The sequence below is a fragment of the Pseudomonas sp. TE6283 genome (genome assembly GCF_054060555.1).
Window position 1 is genome coordinate 257222 of the sequence record NZ_JBSSDH010000003.1, and the last position, 18312, is coordinate 275533.

Below are 18312 nucleotides of genomic sequence, written 5' to 3' on the forward strand. Positions count from 1 at the left end.
ATAACAACAGGCCCGAGGGCATCCCCCATGAAGACCGTCCGTTCGCTGTCGCGGCCGCACCCGCGCGCAGTGCTGCTGCCCGGCTGATCCCAGGCCGTCGTATCCAACGTTTCCTGCTCCTGCGTATCAGCGATGCGCCGGTAGCCTGCCTGTGCCCAACTCCCGGATAACAACAATGAACAAGCCTCAATCCGCTGTCGGCAACTGCCTCGATGTCCAGTCCTTCATCAATGACCAACCGCTGTCGCGCTATCAATGGCGGGTGGTGATCCTGTGCTTCCTGATCGTCTTCCTCGATGGCCTGGACACTGCCGCCATGGGTTTCATCGCCCCGGCGCTATCCCAGGAATGGGGCATCGACCGTGCCAGCCTCGGCCCGGTGATGAGCGCCGCGCTGATCGGCATGGTGTTTGGCGCCCTCGGCTCCGGGCCGCTGGCCGACCGCTTCGGGCGCAAGGGCGTGCTGGTGGGGGCCGTGCTGGTGTTCGGCGGGTTCAGCCTGGCCTCGGCCTACGCGACCAATGTCGACCAGTTGCTGGTGCTGCGCTTTCTGACCGGCCTGGGCCTGGGGGCGGGCATGCCCAATGCCACTACCTTGCTTTCCGAGTACACCCCGGAACGGCTCAAGTCGCTGCTGGTGACCAGCATGTTCTGTGGCTTCAACCTGGGCATGGCCGGAGGTGGTTTCATCTCGGCCAAGCTGATCCCGGCCTATGGCTGGCATAGCCTGCTGGTGATCGGCGGGGTGCTGCCGTTGCTGCTGGCGCTGGTGTTGTTGGCCTGGTTGCCGGAGTCGGCGCGGTTCCTGGTGGTGCGCAACCGTGGCACCGAGAAGGTGCGCCGGACCTTGGCGCCGATTGCCCCGGCCCTGGTGGCCCAGGCCGCGAGCTTCAGTGTGCCTGAGCACAAGGTGGTGGCGGCGCGCAACGTGTTCGCGGTGATCTTCTCGGGCACCTATGGCCTGGGCACCGTGCTGCTGTGGCTGACCTACTTCATGGGCCTGGTGATCGTCTACCTGCTGACCAGTTGGCTGCCGACCCTGATGCGTGACAGCGGCGCGAGCATGGAGCAGGCTGCCTTCATCGGCGCATTGTTCCAGTTCGGCGGCGTGCTCAGTGCGGTGGCCGTGGGTTGGGCGATGGACCGCTTCAACCCGCACAAGGTGATCGGCATCTTCTACCTGCTGGCGGGTGTGTTCGCCTATGCCGTGGGGCAGAGCCTGGGCAACATTACCTTGCTGGCCACGCTGGTGCTGGTCGCCGGCATGTGCGTGAACGGCGCGCAGTCGGCCATGCCTTCGCTGGCAGCGCGGTTCTACCCGACCCAGGGGCGCGCCACTGGGGTGTCGTGGATGCTCGGGATCGGTCGCTTCGGCGCGATTCTCGGTGCCTGGAGCGGGGCGACGCTGCTGGGGCTGGGGTGGACTTTCGAGCAGGTACTGACCGCGCTGTTGGTGCCGGCGGCGCTGGCCACCCTGGCGGTGGTGGTCAAGGGGCTGGTAAGCCACGCCGACGCGACCTGAGACGACAGGGGCGCGCATAAGTAGCAAGATAACAAGTTGTTCGATAATCGCACGAAAGTGCGATTATCGGATTGTAAGCACCCCGATAGCCTCCGTAATCTGGGCCCATCGCAGCGACGCAATGGCCCGCTGCTCACTGACTCGACTCGACCTGACCAGGAGTCTCCAATGGCAGCAATCCTCTCGCTTCACGAGGCTGTGAAGCAGTTCATCCAGGATGGCGACCGCGTCGCCCTCGAAGGTTTCACCCACTTGATCCCGACGGCGGCCGGTCACGAGATCATCCGCCAGGGCAAGCGCGACCTGACCCTGGTGCGCATGACCCCGGACCTGATCTACGACCAGCTGATCGGTGCCGGCTGCGCGCGCAAGCTGATCTTTTCCTGGGGCGGCAATCCCGGCGTCGGTTCGCTGCATCGCCTGCGCGACGCGGTGGAGAAGCAGTGGCCGTACGCCATCGAGATCGAGGAGCACAGCCACGCCGACCTGGCCAACGCCTATGTCGCCGGCGCCTCCGGCCTGCCGTTCGCGGTGCTGCGCGCCTACGCCGGCTCCGACCTGCCGAAGGTCAATCCGCTGATCAAGAGCGTCACCTGCCCGTTCACCGGCGAGGTCCTCGCCGCCGTGCCGTCGGTGCGCCCGGACGTCACCGTGATCCACGCGCAGAAGGCCGACCGCAAGGGCAACGTGCTGCTGTGGGGCATCCTCGGCGTGCAGAAGGAAGCGGCCCTGGCGGCCAAGCGCTGCATCGTCACCGTCGAGGAGATCGTCGATGACCTGAATGCGCCGATGAATGCCTGCGTGTTGCCGACCTGGGCGCTCAGCGCGGTGTGCCTGGTACCCGGCGGCGCCCACCCGTCCTACGCCCACGGCTACTACGAGCGTGACAACCGCTTCTACCAGGCCTGGGACCCGATCGCCCGCAACCGCGAGTCGTTCACCGCCTGGATCGACACCTTCATCCGTGGCACCCGGGACTTCACCGAATTCCAGGCCAAGCTGGCCAGCACCGCGGAGGCCGCGCAATGAGCTATTCCACTTCCGAAATGATGACTGTCGCGGCGGCCCGACGCCTGCGCAACGGTGCCGTGTGCTTCGTCGGCATCGGCTTGCCGTCGAAGGCCGCCAACCTGGCGCGCCTGACCTCATCGCCCGATGTCGTGCTGATCTACGAGTCCGGCCCGATCGGCGCCAAGCCCAGCGTGCTGCCGCTGTCCATCGGTGACGGCGAGCTGGCCGAGACCGCCGACACCGTGGTGCCGACCGGCGAGATCTTCCGCTACTGGCTGCAGGGCGGGCGCATCGACGTCGGCTTCCTCGGCGCGGCCCAGGTCGACCGCTTTGGCAACATCAACACCACGGTGGTCGGCGACTACCACGCGCCGAAGACCCGCCTGCCAGGTGCCGGCGGTGCGCCGGAGATTGCCGGTTCCGCCAAGCAGGTGCTGATCATTCTCAAGCAGTCGCCACGTGCCTTCGTCGACAAGCTCGATTTCATCACCTCGGTCGGCCACGGCGAAGGCGGTGACTCGCGCAAGCGCCTGGGCCTGCCTGGCGAGGGGCCGGTCGGCATCATCACCGACCTGTGCATCATGGAGCCGGAAGCGGACACCCATGAATTCGTGGTCACGTCGATCCATCCGGGCGTGACTCGCGAGCAGATCGTTGCCGCTACCGGCTGGGCGATCCGCTTCGCCGACGACGTGCAGCAGACCGCGGCACCCAGCGACGTCGAGCTGTCCGCCCTGCGCGACCTCGAAGCGCGCACCGCCGCCGCCCATGGCCAGACGGCAGGAGAAGCCTGATGCGTGACGTCTTTATCTGCGACGCCATTCGCACCCCCATTGGCCGCTTTGGCGGCGCCCTGGCCGGCGTGCGCGCCGACGACCTGGCGGCGGTGCCGCTCAAGGCGCTGGTCGAGCGCAATCCGCAGGTGCAGTGGGAGCTGCTCGACGAAGTGTTCCTCGGCTGCGCCAACCAGGCCGGCGAGGACAACCGTAACGTGGCGCGCATGGCGCTGCTGCTGGCCGGTCTGCCGCAGAGCATTCCTGGCGTGACCCTCAATCGTCTGTGCGCCTCGGGCATGGACGCCATCGGCAGCGCGTTTCGCGCCATCGCCAGTGGCGAGATGGAGCTGGCCATTGCCGGTGGCGTCGAGTCGATGTCCCGCGCGCCGTTCGTGATGGGAAAAGCCGAGAGCGGCTACTCGCGCAACATGAAGCTTGAGGACACCACCATCGGCTGGCGCTTCGTCAATCCGTTGATGAAGGCGCAACATGGCGTGGACTCCATGCCCGAGACCGCCGACAACGTCGCTGACGATTACCAGGTGTCGCGCGTCGACCAGGACGCCTTCGCCCTGCGCAGCCAGCAAAAGGCCGCCGCCGCGCAGGCTGCCGGTTACTTTGCCGAAGAGATCGTGCCGGTACGTATCGCCCATAAAAAAGGCGAGACCGTGGTCGAGCAGGATGAGCACCTGCGCCCGGACACCACGCTGGAGGCGCTGAACAGGCTCAAGCCGGTCAATGGCCCGGACAAGACGGTTACCGCAGGCAATGCCTCGGGCGTCAACGATGGCGCCGCCGCACTGATCCTGGCCTCGGCCGATGCGGTGAAGAAACATGGCCTGACCCCACGCGCCCGGGTGCTGGGCATGGCCAGTGCCGGCGTGGCGCCACGGGTGATGGGTATCGGCCCGGTGCCGGCGGTGCGCAAACTGACCGAACGGCTGGGTGTGGCGGTGGCGGATTTCGATGTCATCGAGCTCAACGAGGCGTTTGCCAGCCAGGGGCTGGCGGTGCTGCGCGAGCTGGGCGTGGCGGATGATGCGCCGCAGGTCAACCCTAACGGCGGCGCGATTGCCCTGGGGCATCCGCTGGGGATGAGCGGGGCGCGGCTGGTGCTGACGGCGTTGCATCAGCTGGAGAGGAGCGGTGGGCGCAAGGCGTTGGCGACCATGTGCGTCGGAGTTGGCCAAGGGTTGGCACTGGCCATCGAGCGGGTCTGAAGTTGGACGCGCGCCCTGTAGGAGCGGCCTTATGTCGCGAAAGGGCCGCTCCTACAGGGAACCGTGTCTGACAGGGAACGAGATTGTTACTGGGTATGTCTAGACTTTGCAGTGACCTCCCAAGAGTAAAAACACCATGACTTCCAGCTATTACACCGGCGAAGAGCGCAGCAAGCGGATCTTCGCCATCGTCGGCGCCTCCTCGGGCAACCTGGTGGAATGGTTCGACTTCTATGTCTACGCCTTCTGCGCGATCTACTTCGCACCGGCCTTCTTCCCCTCCGACGACCCCACCGTGCAGTTGCTCAATACCGCCGGCGTGTTCGCCGCGGGCTTCCTGATGCGCCCCATCGGTGGCTGGATCTTCGGCCGCCTGGCCGACCGCCACGGGCGCAAGAATTCGCTGATGATCTCGGTGCTGATGATGTGCGGCGGCTCGCTGATCATCGCCTGCCTGCCGACCTACGCCAGCATCGGCGCCTGGGCGCCGGCGCTGCTGCTCCTGGCGCGGCTGATCCAGGGCCTGTCGGTGGGCGGCGAGTACGGCACCACCGCCACCTACATGAGCGAAGTGGCCTTGCGCGGCCAGCGCGGCTTCTTCGCCTCGTTCCAGTACGTCACCCTGATCGGCGGCCAGTTGCTGGCGGTGCTGGTGGTGGTGATCCTGCAACAGTTGCTCAGCGAGGAAGAGCTGCGGGCATACGGCTGGCGCATCCCGTTCGTGGTCGGCGCCATCGCCGCGCTGATCTCGCTGATGCTGCGCCGCTCGCTGAAGGAGACCAGCAGCGCCGAGACCCGCCAGGACAAGGAGGCCGGTACCATCCGCGGACTGTTCCGCAACCATGCCGCCGCCTTCATCACCGTGCTGGGCTACACCGCCGGTGGCTCGCTGATCTTCTACACCTTCACCACCTACATGCAGAAGTACCTGGTCAATACGGCCGGCATGAACGCCAAGAGCGCCAGTTTCGTGATGACTGGCGCGCTGTTCCTGTTCATGATCCTGCAGCCGGTGTTCGGCATGCTCTCCGACCGTATCGGCCGACGCAATTCGATGCTCCTGTTCGGCGCCCTCGGGACGATTTTCACCGTGCCGTTGCTGATGGCGCTGAAGACCGTGAGCAGCCCGTTCATGGCCTTCGTGCTGGTAACCCTGGCACTGTGCATCGTCAGCTTCTACACCTCCATCAGCGGCCTGGTGAAGGCCGAGATGTTCCCGCCGCAGGTCCGTGCGCTGGGGGTGGGGCTGGCCTACGCGGTGGCCAACGCGGTGTTTGGCGGCTCGGCCGAATACGTTGCGCTGGGCTTGAAAACCTTAGGCATGGAGAACACCTTCTACTGGTACGTGACCGCGATGATGGCGGTGGCCTTCCTGTTCAGCCTGCGCCTGCCCAAGCAGGCGGCGTATCTGCATCACGATCATTAAGGACGTTGCATGAGCAACCAACTGTTCGACGCCTACTTCACCGCGCCGGCCATGCGCGAGATCTTCTCTGACCGTGGCCGGTTGCAGGGCATGCTCGATTTCGAGGCCGCCTTGGCCCGCGCCGAGGCCGGTGCCGGCCTGGTGCCGCACACGGCGGTGACCGCCATCGAGACGGCCTGCAAGGCCGAGCGTTATGACGTGCGTGCCTTGGCCGATGCCATCGCCACCGCTGGCAACTCGGCGATTCCGCTGGTCAAGGCCTTGGGCAAGGTGGTCGCCAGCGGCGTGCCCGAGGCCGAGCGCTACGTGCACCTGGGCGCGACCAGCCAGGATGCGATGGACAGCGGCCTGGTGCTGCAACTGCGTGACGCCCTGGCGCTGATCGACCGCGACCTTGCCAAGCTGGCCGACACCCTGGCTCGTCAGGCCCTGCAACATGCCGACACGCCGCTGGTGGGGCGTACCTGGCTGCAGCATGCCACGCCGGTGACGCTGGGCATGAAACTGGCCGGTGTGCTCGGCGCCCTGAACCGTCATCGCCAGCGCCTCAAGGAGCTGCGCCCGCGCCTGCTGGTACTGCAGTTTGGCGGCGCCTCGGGCAGCCTGGCGGCGTTGGGCAGCAAGGCCTTGCCAGTGGCAGAAGCCCTGGCCGCGCAGTTGAAACTGTCCTTGCCCGAACAGCCATGGCATACCCAGCGGGACCGCCTGGTGGAGTTCGCCTCGGTATTGGGCCTGGTCGCCGGCAGCCTGGGCAAGTTCGGCCGGGATGTCAGCCTGCTGATGCAGACCGAGGCGGGCGAGCTGTTCGAGCCCGCCGCGCCGGGCAAGGGCGGGTCCTCGACCATGCCGCACAAGCGCAACCCGGTGGGCGCGGCGGTGCTGATCGGTGCTGCCACCCGTGTACCGGGACTGGTCTCGACATTGTTCGCCGCGATGCCCCAGGAGCACGAGCGTAGCCTTGGCCTGTGGCACGCGGAATGGGAAACCCTGCCGGAAATCTGTTGCCTGGTCTCCGGCGCCCTGCGCCAGGCGCAGCTGATCGCCGAGGGCATGGAGGTGGACGCCGCCCGCATGCGCCGCAACCTGGACCTGACCCAGGGCCTGGTGCTGGCCGAGGCGGTCAGTATCGTGCTCGCCCAGCGCCTGGGGCGCGAGCGTGCCCATCACCTTCTGGAGCAATGCTGCCGGCGCGCCGTGGCCGAGGATCGCCATTTGCGTGCCGTGCTGGGCGACGAGCCACAGGTCAGCGCCGAACTGTCCGCCGACGAACTCGACCGCCTGCTCGACCCGGCACATTACCTCGGCCAGGCCCGCGTCTGGGTGGCGCGCGCCGTGGCCGAACATCAACGATTCACTGCCTGAAAGGAGACCGCTTTGGCGCACCTGCAACTGGCCGATGGCGAAATGCATTACCAACTCGACGGTCCGGCTGACGCGCCGGTGTTGGTCCTGTCCAATTCGCTGGGCACCGACCTGCACATGTGGGATGCGCAGATCCCGGCATGGGCCGAACATTTCCGTGTGCTGCGCTACGACACCCGGGGGCATGGCGGTTCGCTGGTCAGCGAGGGGCCCTACAGCATCGAGCAGTTGGGGGGCGACGTGCTGACCCTGCTCGATGCCCAGGATATCGAGAAGGCCCACTTCATAGGCCTGTCCATGGGCGGCCTGATCGGTCAGTGGCTGGGCATCAATGCGGGTAGCCGCTTGCTCAGCCTGACCCTGTGCAACACCGCGGCGAAGATCGCCAACGACGAGGTGTGGAACACCCGCATCGCCACCGTGCTCGCGGGTGGCCGGCAGGCCATGACCGAACTGCGTGATGCGTCCATCGCCCGCTGGTTCACCCCGGCGTTCGCCGCCGCCGAGCCGGAACGCACCTTGCGTATCTGCCAGATGCTGGCGCAGACCTCGCCGCAAGGCTACGCGGCCAATTGCGCGGCGGTGCGCGATGCCGATTTCCGTGACCAGCTCAACCACATCCAGGTGCCGACCTTGATCGTCGCCGGCACCGCCGATGCGGTGACCACCACCGAGCATGGTCGCTTCATGCAGGCCGGCATCCATGGCGCCGAGTACGCCGAGTTTGCGGCGGCGCACCTGTCCAATGTCGAAATCGGCGCGCCATTCAGCGCCCGTGTGCTCGACTTCCTGTCGAGCCGCTGAGGAGTACACCGTGGACGAGAAACAACGCTACGAGGCGGGCATGCAGGTGCGCCGCGCGGTACTGGGCGATGCCCATGTCGACCGCAGCCTGGAGAAGCTCAATGACTTCAACGGCGAGTTCCAGGAGATGATCACCCGGCATGCCTGGGGCGATATCTGGACGCGCCCCGGCTTGGCGAGGCATACCCGCAGCCTGATCACCATCGCCATGCTGATCGGCATGAACCGCAACGAAGAGCTCAAGCTGCACCTGCGCGCTGCCGCCAATAATGGCGTAACGCGAGAGGAGATCAAGGAGGTGATCATGCAGAGCGCGATCTACTGCGGGATCCCGGCGGCCAACGCCACGTTCCACCTGGCCGAGTCGGTGTGGGATGACCTGGGGGTGGAGTCGCGCACCCAGGTGACTTGAGAAATTGCCGGGGCTGCTGTGCAGCCCATCGCGACACAAGGCCGCTCCCACAGGGTTTGCACAAGCCTGCGGGAGCGGCTGTGTCGCGTTGGGGTGTGCGGCGGCCCCTGACTCTTCTGGTCAGATCGCCGCTTTCTTCTGGCGGATGGCCACCGGCCCGGCCTTGGCCTCCACGGCTTTTTTCAGCTCAGGGCACAGCCCGGCCATGAACGCCAGCTCCGCCACCACGAACAGCGGCCCGATGATCAGCCCGCTCAGGTCATCGACGAACGCCGGCTTGCGCCCTTCGTACCAGTGGCCGACGAACTGGATGATCCAGCCCACCACGAACGCTCCCAGCCCGGCGCTCAGCCACAGCCCGGTGCTCTGCACGGCCAGTGCCTGGCCGGCCCACAGGCACAGCCCCAGCAGCAGGCCCATCACCAGCCCGAAGCGCAGGTCCAGGCGCAGGTAGAACCACACCGACCAGCCCGCCAGCAACAGCGCCGGCGACAGCCAGACGCCGGCCAGTTCCCAGCCGGGGCGCGACAGCAGGATGGTCACGGCCAGCACGATCAGCGGAATGCCGATGAAGTGGGTGGCGATATTGCGCGGGTCGCGGTGGTAGGTCGCGTATTGACTCAGGTGCTCGACGAGGTTTTTCATTGTTGTTCCTCCATCAGGGGTGAGCGCAGCTTGCCCCCGTTCAGTCACCGTCGTCTGTCGCCTGGCCGACAGAGTTCGTCTTGCGAGGCGCCATGCACGATCCGCGTATCCAGCTGCTGCATGGCCAGTGGTTCCGGCAATTGCCCGCTACCGTTCAGGATAGCCTGCTGGCCCTGGGGCGTTCGCGCGAGCTGGCGCCGGGGCAGTGCCTGTTCCAGCGCGGCGATGCGCCCTGTGGCCTGTATGCGGTGCTAGAGGGGGCGATGCGGGTCGGCGCGGTCAGCAGCGAGGGCAAGGAGGCGTTGTTGACGTTGGTTGAATCGCCCCACTGGTTCGGCGAGATCAGCCTGTTCGACGGCCAGCCGCGTACCCATGACGCCTATGCCGAAGGACCGACGCGCCTGCTGTGGATCCCCCAGGCGCCGCTGCTCGAGTGGCTGGCGCGCGAGCCTGTGCTTTGGCGAGAGCTGGCCTTGCTGATGAGCCACAAGTTGCGCTGGGTGTTCGTTGCCCTGGAGCAGCAGAGCCTGCTGGCCGCCGCGCCGCGGGTGGCCCAGCGCCTGCTGCAGATGGCCGAAGGCTACGGCGAGCGCGATGTCGCCCAGTGGCGGCTGCAGGTGTCCCAGGAACAGCTGGCGCTGATGCTGTCGCTGTCGCGCCAGACCATCAACCAGATCCTCAAGAGCTTCGAGCAGTCCGGCGTGGTGCGCCTGGGCTATGGTGAGGTGGAGATTGTCGATGCCCGGCGTCTGCGGGCGATGGGGCAGCATCCAGGCTGACCAGGGTGTCGATCATCGCCCGTGCCGCCGGTGACAGGCGATAGCCGCTGCGGCTGATCACCCCGCAGCGGACGCTGAGCACCTCCAGGCCTGGCGGCAGGTTGCGCCAGTGCAGGCGCACCAGATCGCCGGCGGCCAGTTCCTCGGCCACCGCCTCCTCACTGGCCGTGCCGATGGCGTCGCTGGCCAGCACCACACTGCGCAGCACCGCCAGGTGCTCGGTCTGCAGGTGCGGGATGAAGTCGCTGCGCCCGCTGAGGTTGGCCAGGCGCTTGCGCACGCCCGGTGCCAGCAATGCACTGGCCAGGGGATAGGCGAACAAGTCGTTGGTCGACAGGCTGTCCTTGGCCAGCAATGGGTGCCCGGGGCGACAGAAAAACAGACCGGGGCGCGGGGTCAGCGGTTCGGTGTGGAAGTTCGGGTCGGCCTCGAAGGGGCGCACGTCATCGACGAAGAACTCGATCTGCTCGCGCCGCAGGGCCTGGCCCAGGCGTTCGGCGTTGTCCACCAGCAGTGCGGTGCGGATGCCCGGATGGCGCTCGATGAAGTGTTGCAGGGCCTGGGGCACCAGGCGCACGGCCAGGGCCGGGCCGCTGCCGAAATGCAGTTCGCCGGCATCGAGCTTGGTCATCTGCAGCACTTCGTTGTTCAACTGCGCGGCGCCTTGCACCAGGCGGCGGGCGTGTTGCAGTACCACTTGCCCCTCGGGAGTTGGGGGCAGTGACTTGTTGGCGCGATCGACCAGGGCGCAGCCGAAGGCCTGTTCGAGGTTCTGGATGGCGCGGCTGAAGGCGGGTTGGGTGATGCCCATGGCTTCGGCAGCGCGGACGAAACTGCGGTATTCGGTGAGGGCGATGAAGTAGCGCAGTTGGCGCAGGTCCATGCTCGGGCTCTGGGGCGGGGATCGGAGCTTGGTTTTAGCGAGTTCTCACATATAGCGTCAAAGAATTTTATTTGATTTGAATATGTCTTTTGATTATTTGAGGGAAACCCACTCCCACGTCGCTCCTATCTTGTGCAGCCGATGTGGGAGCGGGTTTGCCCCGCGATGGCATCAAAGAAGATTAAGCGGATAGCTGACGATCAACCGGTTCTCGTCGAACGCGTTGCTGCTGAAGTCCCTGCGCATGGTCGAGTTGCGCCATTTCACCGACAGGTCCTTGAACGTCCCGGCCTGCACCACATAGGCCAGCTCGGTCTCCCTGGCCCACTCCTTGCCATCGTCCACCCCGCCGGCGCGCACGTTGTCACCCTTGATGTAGCGGTTCATCAGGGTCAGCCCGGGAATACCGACAGTGACGAAGTTGAAGTCATGGCGCACCTGCCAGGAGCGCTCCTTGGCATTATCGAAGCTGGCGTTGTAGCTGTCGTTGGCCAGGGTGCCGCCGCTGGTGCCGTTGACCCGCATCCAGGCGTCATCGCCGCTGACCTTTTGCAGGCCGACATAGAAGGTGTGGCCCTGATAGCGCGCCGAGAGCATGGCCGAGGCGGTGCGGTTGTCGAGGTCGCCGGCGCGGGCGCTGCCGTCTTCCTTGCCGAGGAAGTAGCCCAGGTTGGCGCCCAGGGTCCAGTCGCCCAAGGGGTGGCTGTGCACCAGGTTCAGGTACTGCTGGCGGTAGATGTCCTTGAGGCGGGCGTCCCACAGGCCGACCATCGTGCGCTTGTCGTTGAAGCTGTATTCGCCACCGGCGAAGTTGAAGCGATCGGAGGTGATGCCGGCGCGTCCCTGCATGAACATGTCTTCCATGCTTGCGTCGTTGCGCGGGCTGTTGCCGCGGAACTGGCCGGCATAGAGGGTCAGGCCGTCGATCTCCTTGGAGGTGAGCTGGCCGCCGCGGAACGTCTGCGGCAGCGAGCGGCCATCGTCCGAACGCAGGATCGGCAGCACCGGCATCCACTCGCCGGCCTTGAGTTCGGTCTGCGACAGGCGCGCCTTGAATGCCACGCCCAGGCGGCCGAAATCATCGGCCGGGCGGCCATCGTCATGCACCGGCAGCAGGTGAGTGCCGGCGGTGCCCTTGCCACCGTCGAGCTTGACCGAGTACAGCCCCAGCACGTCGACACCGAAGCCGACGGTGCCCTGGGTGAAGCCGGAGCGGGCGTCGAGGATGAAGCTCTGGGTCCATTCCTCGGCCTTGCCCTGGGGGTTGGCCGGGTCGACGAAGTTGCGGTTGATGTAGAAGTTGCGCAGGTTGAGGCTGGCCTTGGCGTCTTCCAGGAAACCGCTTTCGGCGGCGACGGCGGGCAGGGCGCAGGACAGGGCCAACAGGCCCGGGAGCAGCTGGCGTGCGGGTTGCAAAGTGCTCATCTGTCGTGGATCTCTTGTTTTTATTGGGCGAGCCGGTGCGCTGCGGGTACGGGCCGCAGGGGCGGGCGTCTTTAGAGAGAACGAGTGCAACGTTGCGTGGGCGATGGTGCGGGGGAGGGTGGGGGCGAGGCAATTCGTGGAACGCGGAATGGGGCGATTATCGAACGTAATGTTGACCGAGCGTCATCGCGGGCAACAAAAAGCCCACCGCAAGGGTGGGCTTGATGCGTTACCGGGCCAATCAGCCTTTCGGCGTCTGGATCGAGGCTTGTTGCTGGGTCTGCTCGTACCAGCCGCCACCGAGGGCCTTGTACAGGTTGACCTCGCTGACCAGCTGCGACAGGCGATCGCTGATCAGCGACTGCTGGGCGCTGAACAGGTTGCGCTGGGCGTCGAGGAAGGTCAGGTTGCTGTCGATTCCGATGCGGTAGCGGCGCTCGGCCAGGCGGTAGTAGTCCTGGTTGGCGGCCACCAGGTCACGTTGCGCTTGCAGCTGCTCCTCGAACGTCTTGCGTGCGGCCAGGCCATCGGCGACTTCCTGGAAGGCGGTCTGGATGGTCTTTTCGTACTTGGCGACGTTGATGTCCTTCTGGATCTTCGAGTAGTCCAGGCTGGCCTTGAGGCTACCGGCGTTGAAGATCGGCAGGTTGATCTGCGGCTGGAACAGCCAGGTGCCCGAACCACCCTTGAACAGCCCGCCCATGTCCGGGCTCAGGGTACCGGCGTTGGCGGTCAGGCTGATGCTCGGGAAGAACGCGGCGCGGGCGGCGCCGATGTTGGCGTTGGCGGCCTTGAGCAGGTGCTCGGCTTCCTGGATGTCCGGACGACGTTGCAGGATGTCGGACGGCAGGCCCGCCGGCACTTCGGCCAGTTGGTCGGCATTGAGCTCCAGCGGCTTGGGCAGGTTGGCCGGCACGCCGGTACCTACCAGCACGGTGAGGCTGTTCAGGTCCTGAGCGACCAGGCGCTGGTACTGCGACAGCTTGACCCGCGCTCCTTCGACGGCGGTGCGGGCCTGGCTCAGGTCCAGCGCCGAAGCCACGCCCACCTCATTGCTGCGGCGGGTCAGGTTGTAGCTTTCTTCGTACGTCTTGAGCGTTTCTTCGGTCAGCTTCAGCAACGCCTGGTCGGCCTGCCAGGTGTAATAGGCGTTGGCCACGCTGGCCACCAGGCTGATCTGCGTGGAGCGACGCGCCTGCTCGCTGGACAGGTAGGTTTCCAGGGCCTGTTGGGTCAGGCTGCGCACACGGCCGAACAGGTCAAGCTCATAAGCGCTGACACCGAGGGTGGCCGAGTACTGGCTGTTGATCGATGCCTCGCCGGTCTGCGACATGTTCGCCGGCAGCCGCTGGCGGCTGCCGCTGCCATTGGCCGTTACAGCCGGGAACAGGTCGGCGCGCTGGATGCGGTACTGGGCGCGGTAGGCGTCGATGTTCAACGCCGCGACGCGCAGGTCGCGGTTGTTTTCCAGCGAGGTCTGGATCAGCTGCTGCAGCGCCGGGTCGTGGAAGAACTGGCGCCAGCCTTGCTCGGCCGCGGCAACGTTGGCCGACTCGGTCGGCGAGTACGCAGGGCCTTGCGGCCACTGCGCGGCCACCGGCGCCTCGGGCGCCTGGTAGTCGGGGATCAGCGAGCAGCCGCCGAGGATGAAGGCGGTTACCGCCAGGGACAACAAAGACTTGGTCATTGCCCAGCCTCATAACGTGGAGTTTCAGGGGTGGCGTGTTCTTTCGGCTCTTTGCTGCCGAACAGCGACGACACTGCGACGAAGAATAGCGGTACCCAGAAGATGGCCAGCACGGTCGCACTGATCATGCCGCCGATCACGCCGGTACCGATGGCGTGCTGGCTGCCGGCGCCGGCGCCGCTGGCGATGGTCAACGGTACCACGCCGAGGATGAACGCCAGCGAGGTCATGATGATCGGGCGCAGACGCATGCGGCACGCCTCGATCGCCGCGTCATAGAGGCTGCGACCTTGCTCGTGCAGTTCCTTGGCAAACTCGACGATCAGGATGGCGTTCTTCGCCGCCAGGCCGATCGTGGTCAGCAGGCCGACCAGGAAGTACACGTCGTTGGACAACCCGCGCAGGCTGGTGGCGAGCAGGGCACCGATGATGCCCAGCGGTACCACGAGCACGACCGCGATCGGGATCGACCAGCTTTCGTACAGCGCCGCCAGGCACAGGAACACGAACAGTACCGAGAGGGCGAACAGCGCCGGCATCTGCGAGCCGGAGAGTTTTTCCTCGTAGGACATGCCGGTCCAGGAGTAGCCGATGCCGGTTGGCAGTTCGCCGGCGATGCGCTCGACTTCGGCCATGGCCTCACCGGTACTGTAGCCCGGGGCCGGGGTGCCGAGGATCTCGACCGCTTCCACGCCGTTGTAGCGCGACAGCTTCGGCGAGCCGTAGCTCCATTCGCCCTTGGCGAAGGAGGAGAACGGCACCATTTCACCCTTGCCGTTGCGCACGTACCACTTCTGCAGGTCTTCCGGGCTCATCCGCGAGTTTGGCTCGCCCTGGATGTAGACCTTCTTGACCCGACCGCGGTCGATGAAGTCGTTGACGTAGCTACCGCCCAGGGCGATCGACAGGGTGTTGTTGATGTCGGCGATGGTCACGCCCAGGGCACTGGCGCGTTCGTCGTCGATGGTCAGTTGGTACTGTGGCTCGTCGTTCAGGCCGTTCGGACGCACGGCGCTGAGGATCTTGCTCTGCGCGGCCTTGGCCAGGAACTGGTTGCGCGCTTCCATCAGTTTCGCGTGGCCGACGCCGGCGCGGTCCTGGAGGAACACGTCGAAGCCGGTGGCGTTACCCAGTTCGAGTACCGCCGGCGGGGCGAAGGCGAACACCATCGCGTCGCGGAAGCTGAAGAAGTGCATCTGCGCGCGCTGGGCGAGGGCGAACACGCTGTTCTCCTTCGAGCGCTCGCCCCACGGCTTGAGCATGATGAACGCCATGCCCGAGCTCTGGCCACGACCGGCGAAGTTGAAGCCGTTGACGGTGAACACCGATGCCACGGTGTCGGCTTCCTTGTCGAGCAGGTACTCACGCATCTGGTCGACCACCACCTGGGTGCGCTCGGCACTGGAGCCGGCCGGGGTCTGCACCTGGGCGAACAGCACGCCCTGGTCTTCCTCGGGCAGGAACGCGGTGGGGATACGGGCGAACAGCCAGATCATGCCGACCACGATCAGGGCGTAGGCCAGCAGGAACGGGATCTTGTTGCGCAGGATGGTGCCGATGCTGCGTTCGTAGCCGACGACGCTGCGGTCGAAGTTGCGGTTGAACCAGCCGAAGAAGCCGCGCTTGGCCACATGGTGCTCGCCCTTCTTCAGCGGCTTGAGCATGGTGGCGCACAGGGCCGGGGTGAAGATCAGCGCAACCAGCACCGACAGGCCCATGGCCGAGACGATGGTGATGGAGAACTGGCGATAGATCACACCGGTGGAACCGCCGAAGAAGGCCATCGGCAGCAGTACCGCCGACAGGACCAGGGCGATACCCACCAGGGCGCCCTGGATCTGCTCCATGGAGCGCTTGGTTGCTTCCTTGGGCGGCAACCCTTCCTCGGACATCACCCGCTCGACGTTCTCCACCACGACGATGGCGTCGTCCACCAGCAGGCCGATGGCCAGTACCATGGCGAACATGGTCAGGGTGTTGATGCTGAAGCCTGCGGCGGCAAGGATGCCGAAGGTACCCAGCAACACCACCGGCACGGTCATGGTGGTGATGATGGTGGCGCGGAAGTTCTGCAGGAACAGGTACATCACCAGGAACACCAGGACCACGGCCTCGATCAGGGTGTGGATCACCCCGCTGATCGATTCGGTGACCACCGGCGTGGTGTCATACGGGAACACGGCCTTCACGCCCGGCGGGAAGAATGGCTCCAGGTCGCTGATGGTGGTGCGCAGCGCCTTGGCGGTGTCCAGGGCGTTGGCGCCGGTGGCCAGCTTGACCGCCAGGCCCGAGGCCGGCTTGCCGTTGTACTGGGCGCTGATGGCGTAGTTCTCGCCGCCCAGGCCGACCGTGGCGACATCGCCCAGGCGTACCTGGGAACCGTCGTTGTTGACCTTGAGCAGGATCTTCTCGAACTGCTCGGCGGTCTGCAGGCGGGTCTTGCCGATGATGGTGGCGTTGAGCTGGGTACCTGGCAGTGCCGGCAGGCCGCCAAGCTGGCCGGACGATACCTGGACGTTCTGCGCGGCCACGGCGGTGCGCACGTCGACCGGGGTCAGCTGGAACTTGTTCAGCTTGGCCGGATCCAGCCAGATACGCATGGCGTACTGCGCACCGAACACCTGGAAGTCACCGACGCCCGCGGTCCGCGAGATCGGGTCCTGCATGTTGGAGACGATGTAGTTGGCCAGGTCGTCCTTGCTCATGCTGCCGTCTTCGGACACCAGGCCGATCACCAGCAGGAAGTTTTTCACGGCCTTGGTGACGCGGATACCTTGCTGCTGCACTTCCTGCGGCAACAGCGGGGTGGCCAGGTTCAGCTTGTTCTGTACCTGGACCTGCGCAGTGTCGGAGTTGGTGCCCTGCTCGAAGGTGGCGGTGATGGTCATGCTGCCGTCGGAGTTACTTTCCGACGACACATAACGCAGGTTGTCGATACCGTTGAGCTGTTGCTCGATCACCTGCACCACGGTGTCCTGCACTGTCTGCGCCGAGGCGCCCGGGTAGGTCACGGAGATGGCGATGGCCGGCGGGGCGATGCTCGGGTACTGGTTGATCGGCAGCTTCAGGATCGACAGGGCGCCGACCAGCATGATCACCAGGGCAATCACCCAGGCGAAGATCGGGCGATCGATAAAGAACTTCGACATGGTTTACTCCGCTTTGGCGTCGGCTTTGGCCGTGTTGGCCTGAGCAGGGCCGGCCGGCTTCTTGACGTTGGTGGCTTCGCTGACCTTGACCTCGACGCCCGGTCGCACGAACTGCAGCCCTTCGGTGATCAGACGATCGCCCGGGTTCAGGCCTTCCTCGATCAGCCAGTCGCTGCCCAGGGTGCGGCTGGCCTTGAGTTGGCGCAGTTCGACCTTGTTCTCCTGGTTGACCACCAGCGCGGTCGGCGCGCCCTTGAGGTCGCGGGTCACGCCTTGTTGCGGGGCCAGGATGGCGTTGGCGTTGACCCCGGCCTTGAGCCGCGCATGCACGAACATGCCAGGCAGCAGGGTGTGGTCGGGGTTGGGGAAGATCGCGCGCAGGGTGACCGAGCCTGTGGTCTCGTCGACGGCGACTTCGGAGAACTCCAGGCGACCCTGTTGCTTGAACAGGCTGCCGTCTTCCAGCACCAGCTGTACCTGGGCGGCGTTTTCGCCGGCCTTCTGCAGTTGGCCGCTTTCCAGGTCACGACGCAGCTTGAGCAGCTCGGCGGTGGACTGGGTGACGTCGACGTAGATCGGATCGAGCTGCTGGATGGTGGCCATGGCGTTGGTCTGGCCGTTGTTCACCAGGGCGCCTTCGGTGACCGAGGAGCGACCGATGCGGCCACTGATCGGGGCCAGTACCTTGGTGTAGCGCAGGTCGATCTGGGCGCTCTTGAGCGATGCCTCGGCCTGCAATCGTTTGGCATTGGCGTCGTCGTATTCCTGCTTGGAGACGGCCTGCTCGTCGATCAGTTGCTTGTAGCGTTCGGCCAGCGAGCGGGTAGCCTGCAGGTTGGCCTGGGCGTTGGCCAGGGTCGCCTCGTAGACGGCCGGGTCGATCTGGTAGAGCTGCTGCCCTTCCTTGACGTCGGTGCCTTCCTTGAACAGGCGCTTGAGAATGATCCCGTTCACCTGCGGGCGAACCTCGGCCACACGGTAGGCGCTGGTGCGCCCCGGCAGTTCCGAGGTCAGGGTGAAGGCTTGCGGTTGCACGGTCACGACGCCGACCTGAGGAGCCTGCGGCGCAGGCGCTGCTTCCTCTTTCTTACAGCCACTGAGCAGGGTTGCCAGGGCCACGGCGGAAACCAGGGCGGTTACGGCTGGCTTGAATTGCATGAGGATCCTCGGGTCGCAGGAGCAAGGGAGCTCAAGAATATAGTGGAAGAGTC

15 protein-coding genes are annotated in these 18312 nt (G+C 65.7%); 9 read left to right on the forward strand and 6 right to left on the reverse strand.

Translation table 11 applies throughout. The features are described from left to right. Positions 1-175 precede the first annotated feature (175 nt). The 8 genes from ACVWZ5_RS06670 (at position 176) to pcaC (ending at position 8533) form a co-directional block, all read left to right on the forward strand. Positions 176-1522 (forward strand): MFS transporter, encoded by a 1347-nt coding sequence (locus tag ACVWZ5_RS06670; protein WP_062572955.1) that lies wholly within the window; start codon positions 176-178, stop codon positions 1520-1522. Between the two features lie 168 nt (positions 1523-1690). Further along, positions 1691-2551, forward strand: a complete 861-nt coding sequence (locus ACVWZ5_RS06675) for a CoA transferase subunit A (protein ID WP_457340484.1) — start codon at positions 1691-1693, stop codon at positions 2549-2551. Further along, positions 2548-3327, forward strand: a complete 780-nt coding sequence (locus ACVWZ5_RS06680) for a CoA-transferase subunit beta (protein ID WP_062572956.1) — start codon at positions 2548-2550, stop codon at positions 3325-3327. Before ACVWZ5_RS06675 ends, ACVWZ5_RS06680 begins: the two co-directional genes overlap by 4 nt. Then, a complete protein-coding gene (pcaF, locus tag ACVWZ5_RS06685; RefSeq protein ID WP_172402399.1) occupies positions 3324-4529 on the forward strand; it encodes a 3-oxoadipyl-CoA thiolase in 1206 nt (401 codons plus the stop codon). Before ACVWZ5_RS06680 ends, pcaF begins: the two co-directional genes overlap by 4 nt. Positions 4530-4665: 136 nt before the next feature. After that, complete coding sequence (locus tag ACVWZ5_RS06690) at positions 4666-5955, forward strand: MFS family transporter (RefSeq protein WP_457340485.1); 1290 nt, start codon at positions 4666-4668, stop codon at positions 5953-5955. Between the two features lie 9 nt (positions 5956-5964). Further along, positions 5965-7317 carry a 3-carboxy-cis,cis-muconate cycloisomerase gene (locus ACVWZ5_RS06695; RefSeq protein WP_457340486.1) on the forward strand — a complete coding sequence of 451 codons (1353 nt, stop codon included), beginning with the start codon at positions 5965-5967 and terminating at the stop codon, positions 7315-7317. A gap of 12 nt (positions 7318-7329) precedes the next feature. Then, entirely contained in the window at positions 7330-8121 is a 792-nt protein-coding gene (pcaD, locus tag ACVWZ5_RS06700) for a 3-oxoadipate enol-lactonase (protein ID WP_457340487.1), read from the forward strand. Between the two features lie 10 nt (positions 8122-8131). Then, the gene (gene pcaC / locus ACVWZ5_RS06705) at positions 8132-8533 is read left to right on the forward strand and encodes a 4-carboxymuconolactone decarboxylase (protein ID WP_457340488.1); all 402 of its coding nucleotides are present in this window, start codon (positions 8132-8134) and stop codon (positions 8531-8533) included. Between the two features lie 120 nt (positions 8534-8653). Here the strand turns inward: pcaC and ACVWZ5_RS06710 are convergent, their stop codons facing one another. Then, positions 8654-9178 (reverse strand): Mpo1 family 2-hydroxy fatty acid dioxygenase, encoded by a 525-nt coding sequence (locus ACVWZ5_RS06710; RefSeq protein WP_062572961.1) that lies wholly within the window; start codon positions 9176-9178, stop codon positions 8654-8656. A gap of 92 nt (positions 9179-9270) precedes the next feature. Between ACVWZ5_RS06710 and ACVWZ5_RS06715 the strand changes: the two genes are divergently transcribed. Further along, on the forward strand, positions 9271-9957 hold the full coding sequence (locus tag ACVWZ5_RS06715; protein WP_096048613.1) for a Crp/Fnr family transcriptional regulator: 687 nt from the start codon (positions 9271-9273) through the stop codon (positions 9955-9957). Here the strand turns inward: ACVWZ5_RS06715 and ACVWZ5_RS06720 are convergent. From ACVWZ5_RS06720 to ttgA, 5 genes are all read right to left on the reverse strand, one after another. Then, the gene (locus tag ACVWZ5_RS06720) at positions 9857-10840 is read right to left on the reverse strand and encodes a LysR family transcriptional regulator (protein ID WP_280070842.1); all 984 of its coding nucleotides are present in this window, start codon (positions 10838-10840) and stop codon (positions 9857-9859) included. The two genes, ACVWZ5_RS06715 and ACVWZ5_RS06720, sit on opposite strands and share 101 nt — an antisense overlap. 171 nt (positions 10841-11011) lie before the next feature. After that, a complete protein-coding gene (locus tag ACVWZ5_RS06725; RefSeq protein ID WP_457340489.1) occupies positions 11012-12265 on the reverse strand; it encodes an OprD family porin in 1254 nt (417 codons plus the stop codon). Positions 12266-12506: 241 nt separating this feature from the next. Continuing rightward, positions 12507-13952 carry an AdeC/AdeK/OprM family multidrug efflux complex outer membrane factor gene (locus ACVWZ5_RS06730; protein ID WP_062572965.1) on the reverse strand — a complete coding sequence of 482 codons (1446 nt, stop codon included), beginning with the start codon at positions 13950-13952 and terminating at the stop codon, positions 12507-12509. Then, a complete protein-coding gene (gene ttgB, locus ACVWZ5_RS06735) occupies positions 13949-17101 on the reverse strand; it encodes a multidrug efflux RND transporter permease subunit TtgB (protein ID WP_186599321.1) in 3153 nt (1050 codons plus the stop codon). Before ttgB ends, ACVWZ5_RS06730 begins: the two co-directional genes overlap by 4 nt. A 3-nt stretch (positions 17102-17104) precedes the next feature. Continuing rightward, a complete protein-coding gene (ttgA, locus tag ACVWZ5_RS06740; RefSeq protein ID WP_062572967.1) occupies positions 17105-18259 on the reverse strand; it encodes a toluene efflux RND transporter periplasmic adaptor subunit TtgA in 1155 nt (384 codons plus the stop codon). Between the last annotated feature and the right edge of the window lie 53 nt (positions 18260-18312).

Coding starts and splice junctions, on each gene's coding strand:
- ACVWZ5_RS06725 (WP_457340489.1), bottom strand. CDS start 12,265: ATGAGCACTTTGCAACCCGCACGCCAGCTGCTCCCGGGCCTGTTGGCC.
- ACVWZ5_RS06670 (WP_062572955.1), top strand. CDS start 176: ATGAACAAGCCTCAATCCGCTGTCGGCAACTGCCTCGATGTCCAGTCC.
- ACVWZ5_RS06680 (WP_062572956.1), top strand. CDS start 2,548: ATGAGCTATTCCACTTCCGAAATGATGACTGTCGCGGCGGCCCGACGC.
- ACVWZ5_RS06730 (WP_062572965.1), bottom strand. CDS start 13,952: ATGACCAAGTCTTTGTTGTCCCTGGCGGTAACCGCCTTCATCCTCGGC.
- ttgB (WP_186599321.1), bottom strand. CDS start 17,101: ATGTCGAAGTTCTTTATCGATCGCCCGATCTTCGCCTGGGTGATTGCC.
- ttgA (WP_062572967.1), bottom strand. CDS start 18,259: ATGCAATTCAAGCCAGCCGTAACCGCCCTGGTTTCCGCCGTGGCCCTG.
- ACVWZ5_RS06695 (WP_457340486.1), top strand. CDS start 5,965: ATGAGCAACCAACTGTTCGACGCCTACTTCACCGCGCCGGCCATGCGC.
- ACVWZ5_RS06720 (WP_280070842.1), bottom strand. CDS start 10,840: ATGGACCTGCGCCAACTGCGCTACTTCATCGCCCTCACCGAATACCGC.
- ACVWZ5_RS06675 (WP_457340484.1), top strand. CDS start 1,691: ATGGCAGCAATCCTCTCGCTTCACGAGGCTGTGAAGCAGTTCATCCAG.
- ACVWZ5_RS06715 (WP_096048613.1), top strand. CDS start 9,271: ATGCACGATCCGCGTATCCAGCTGCTGCATGGCCAGTGGTTCCGGCAA.
- ACVWZ5_RS06690 (WP_457340485.1), top strand. CDS start 4,666: ATGACTTCCAGCTATTACACCGGCGAAGAGCGCAGCAAGCGGATCTTC.
- ACVWZ5_RS06710 (WP_062572961.1), bottom strand. CDS start 9,178: ATGAAAAACCTCGTCGAGCACCTGAGTCAATACGCGACCTACCACCGC.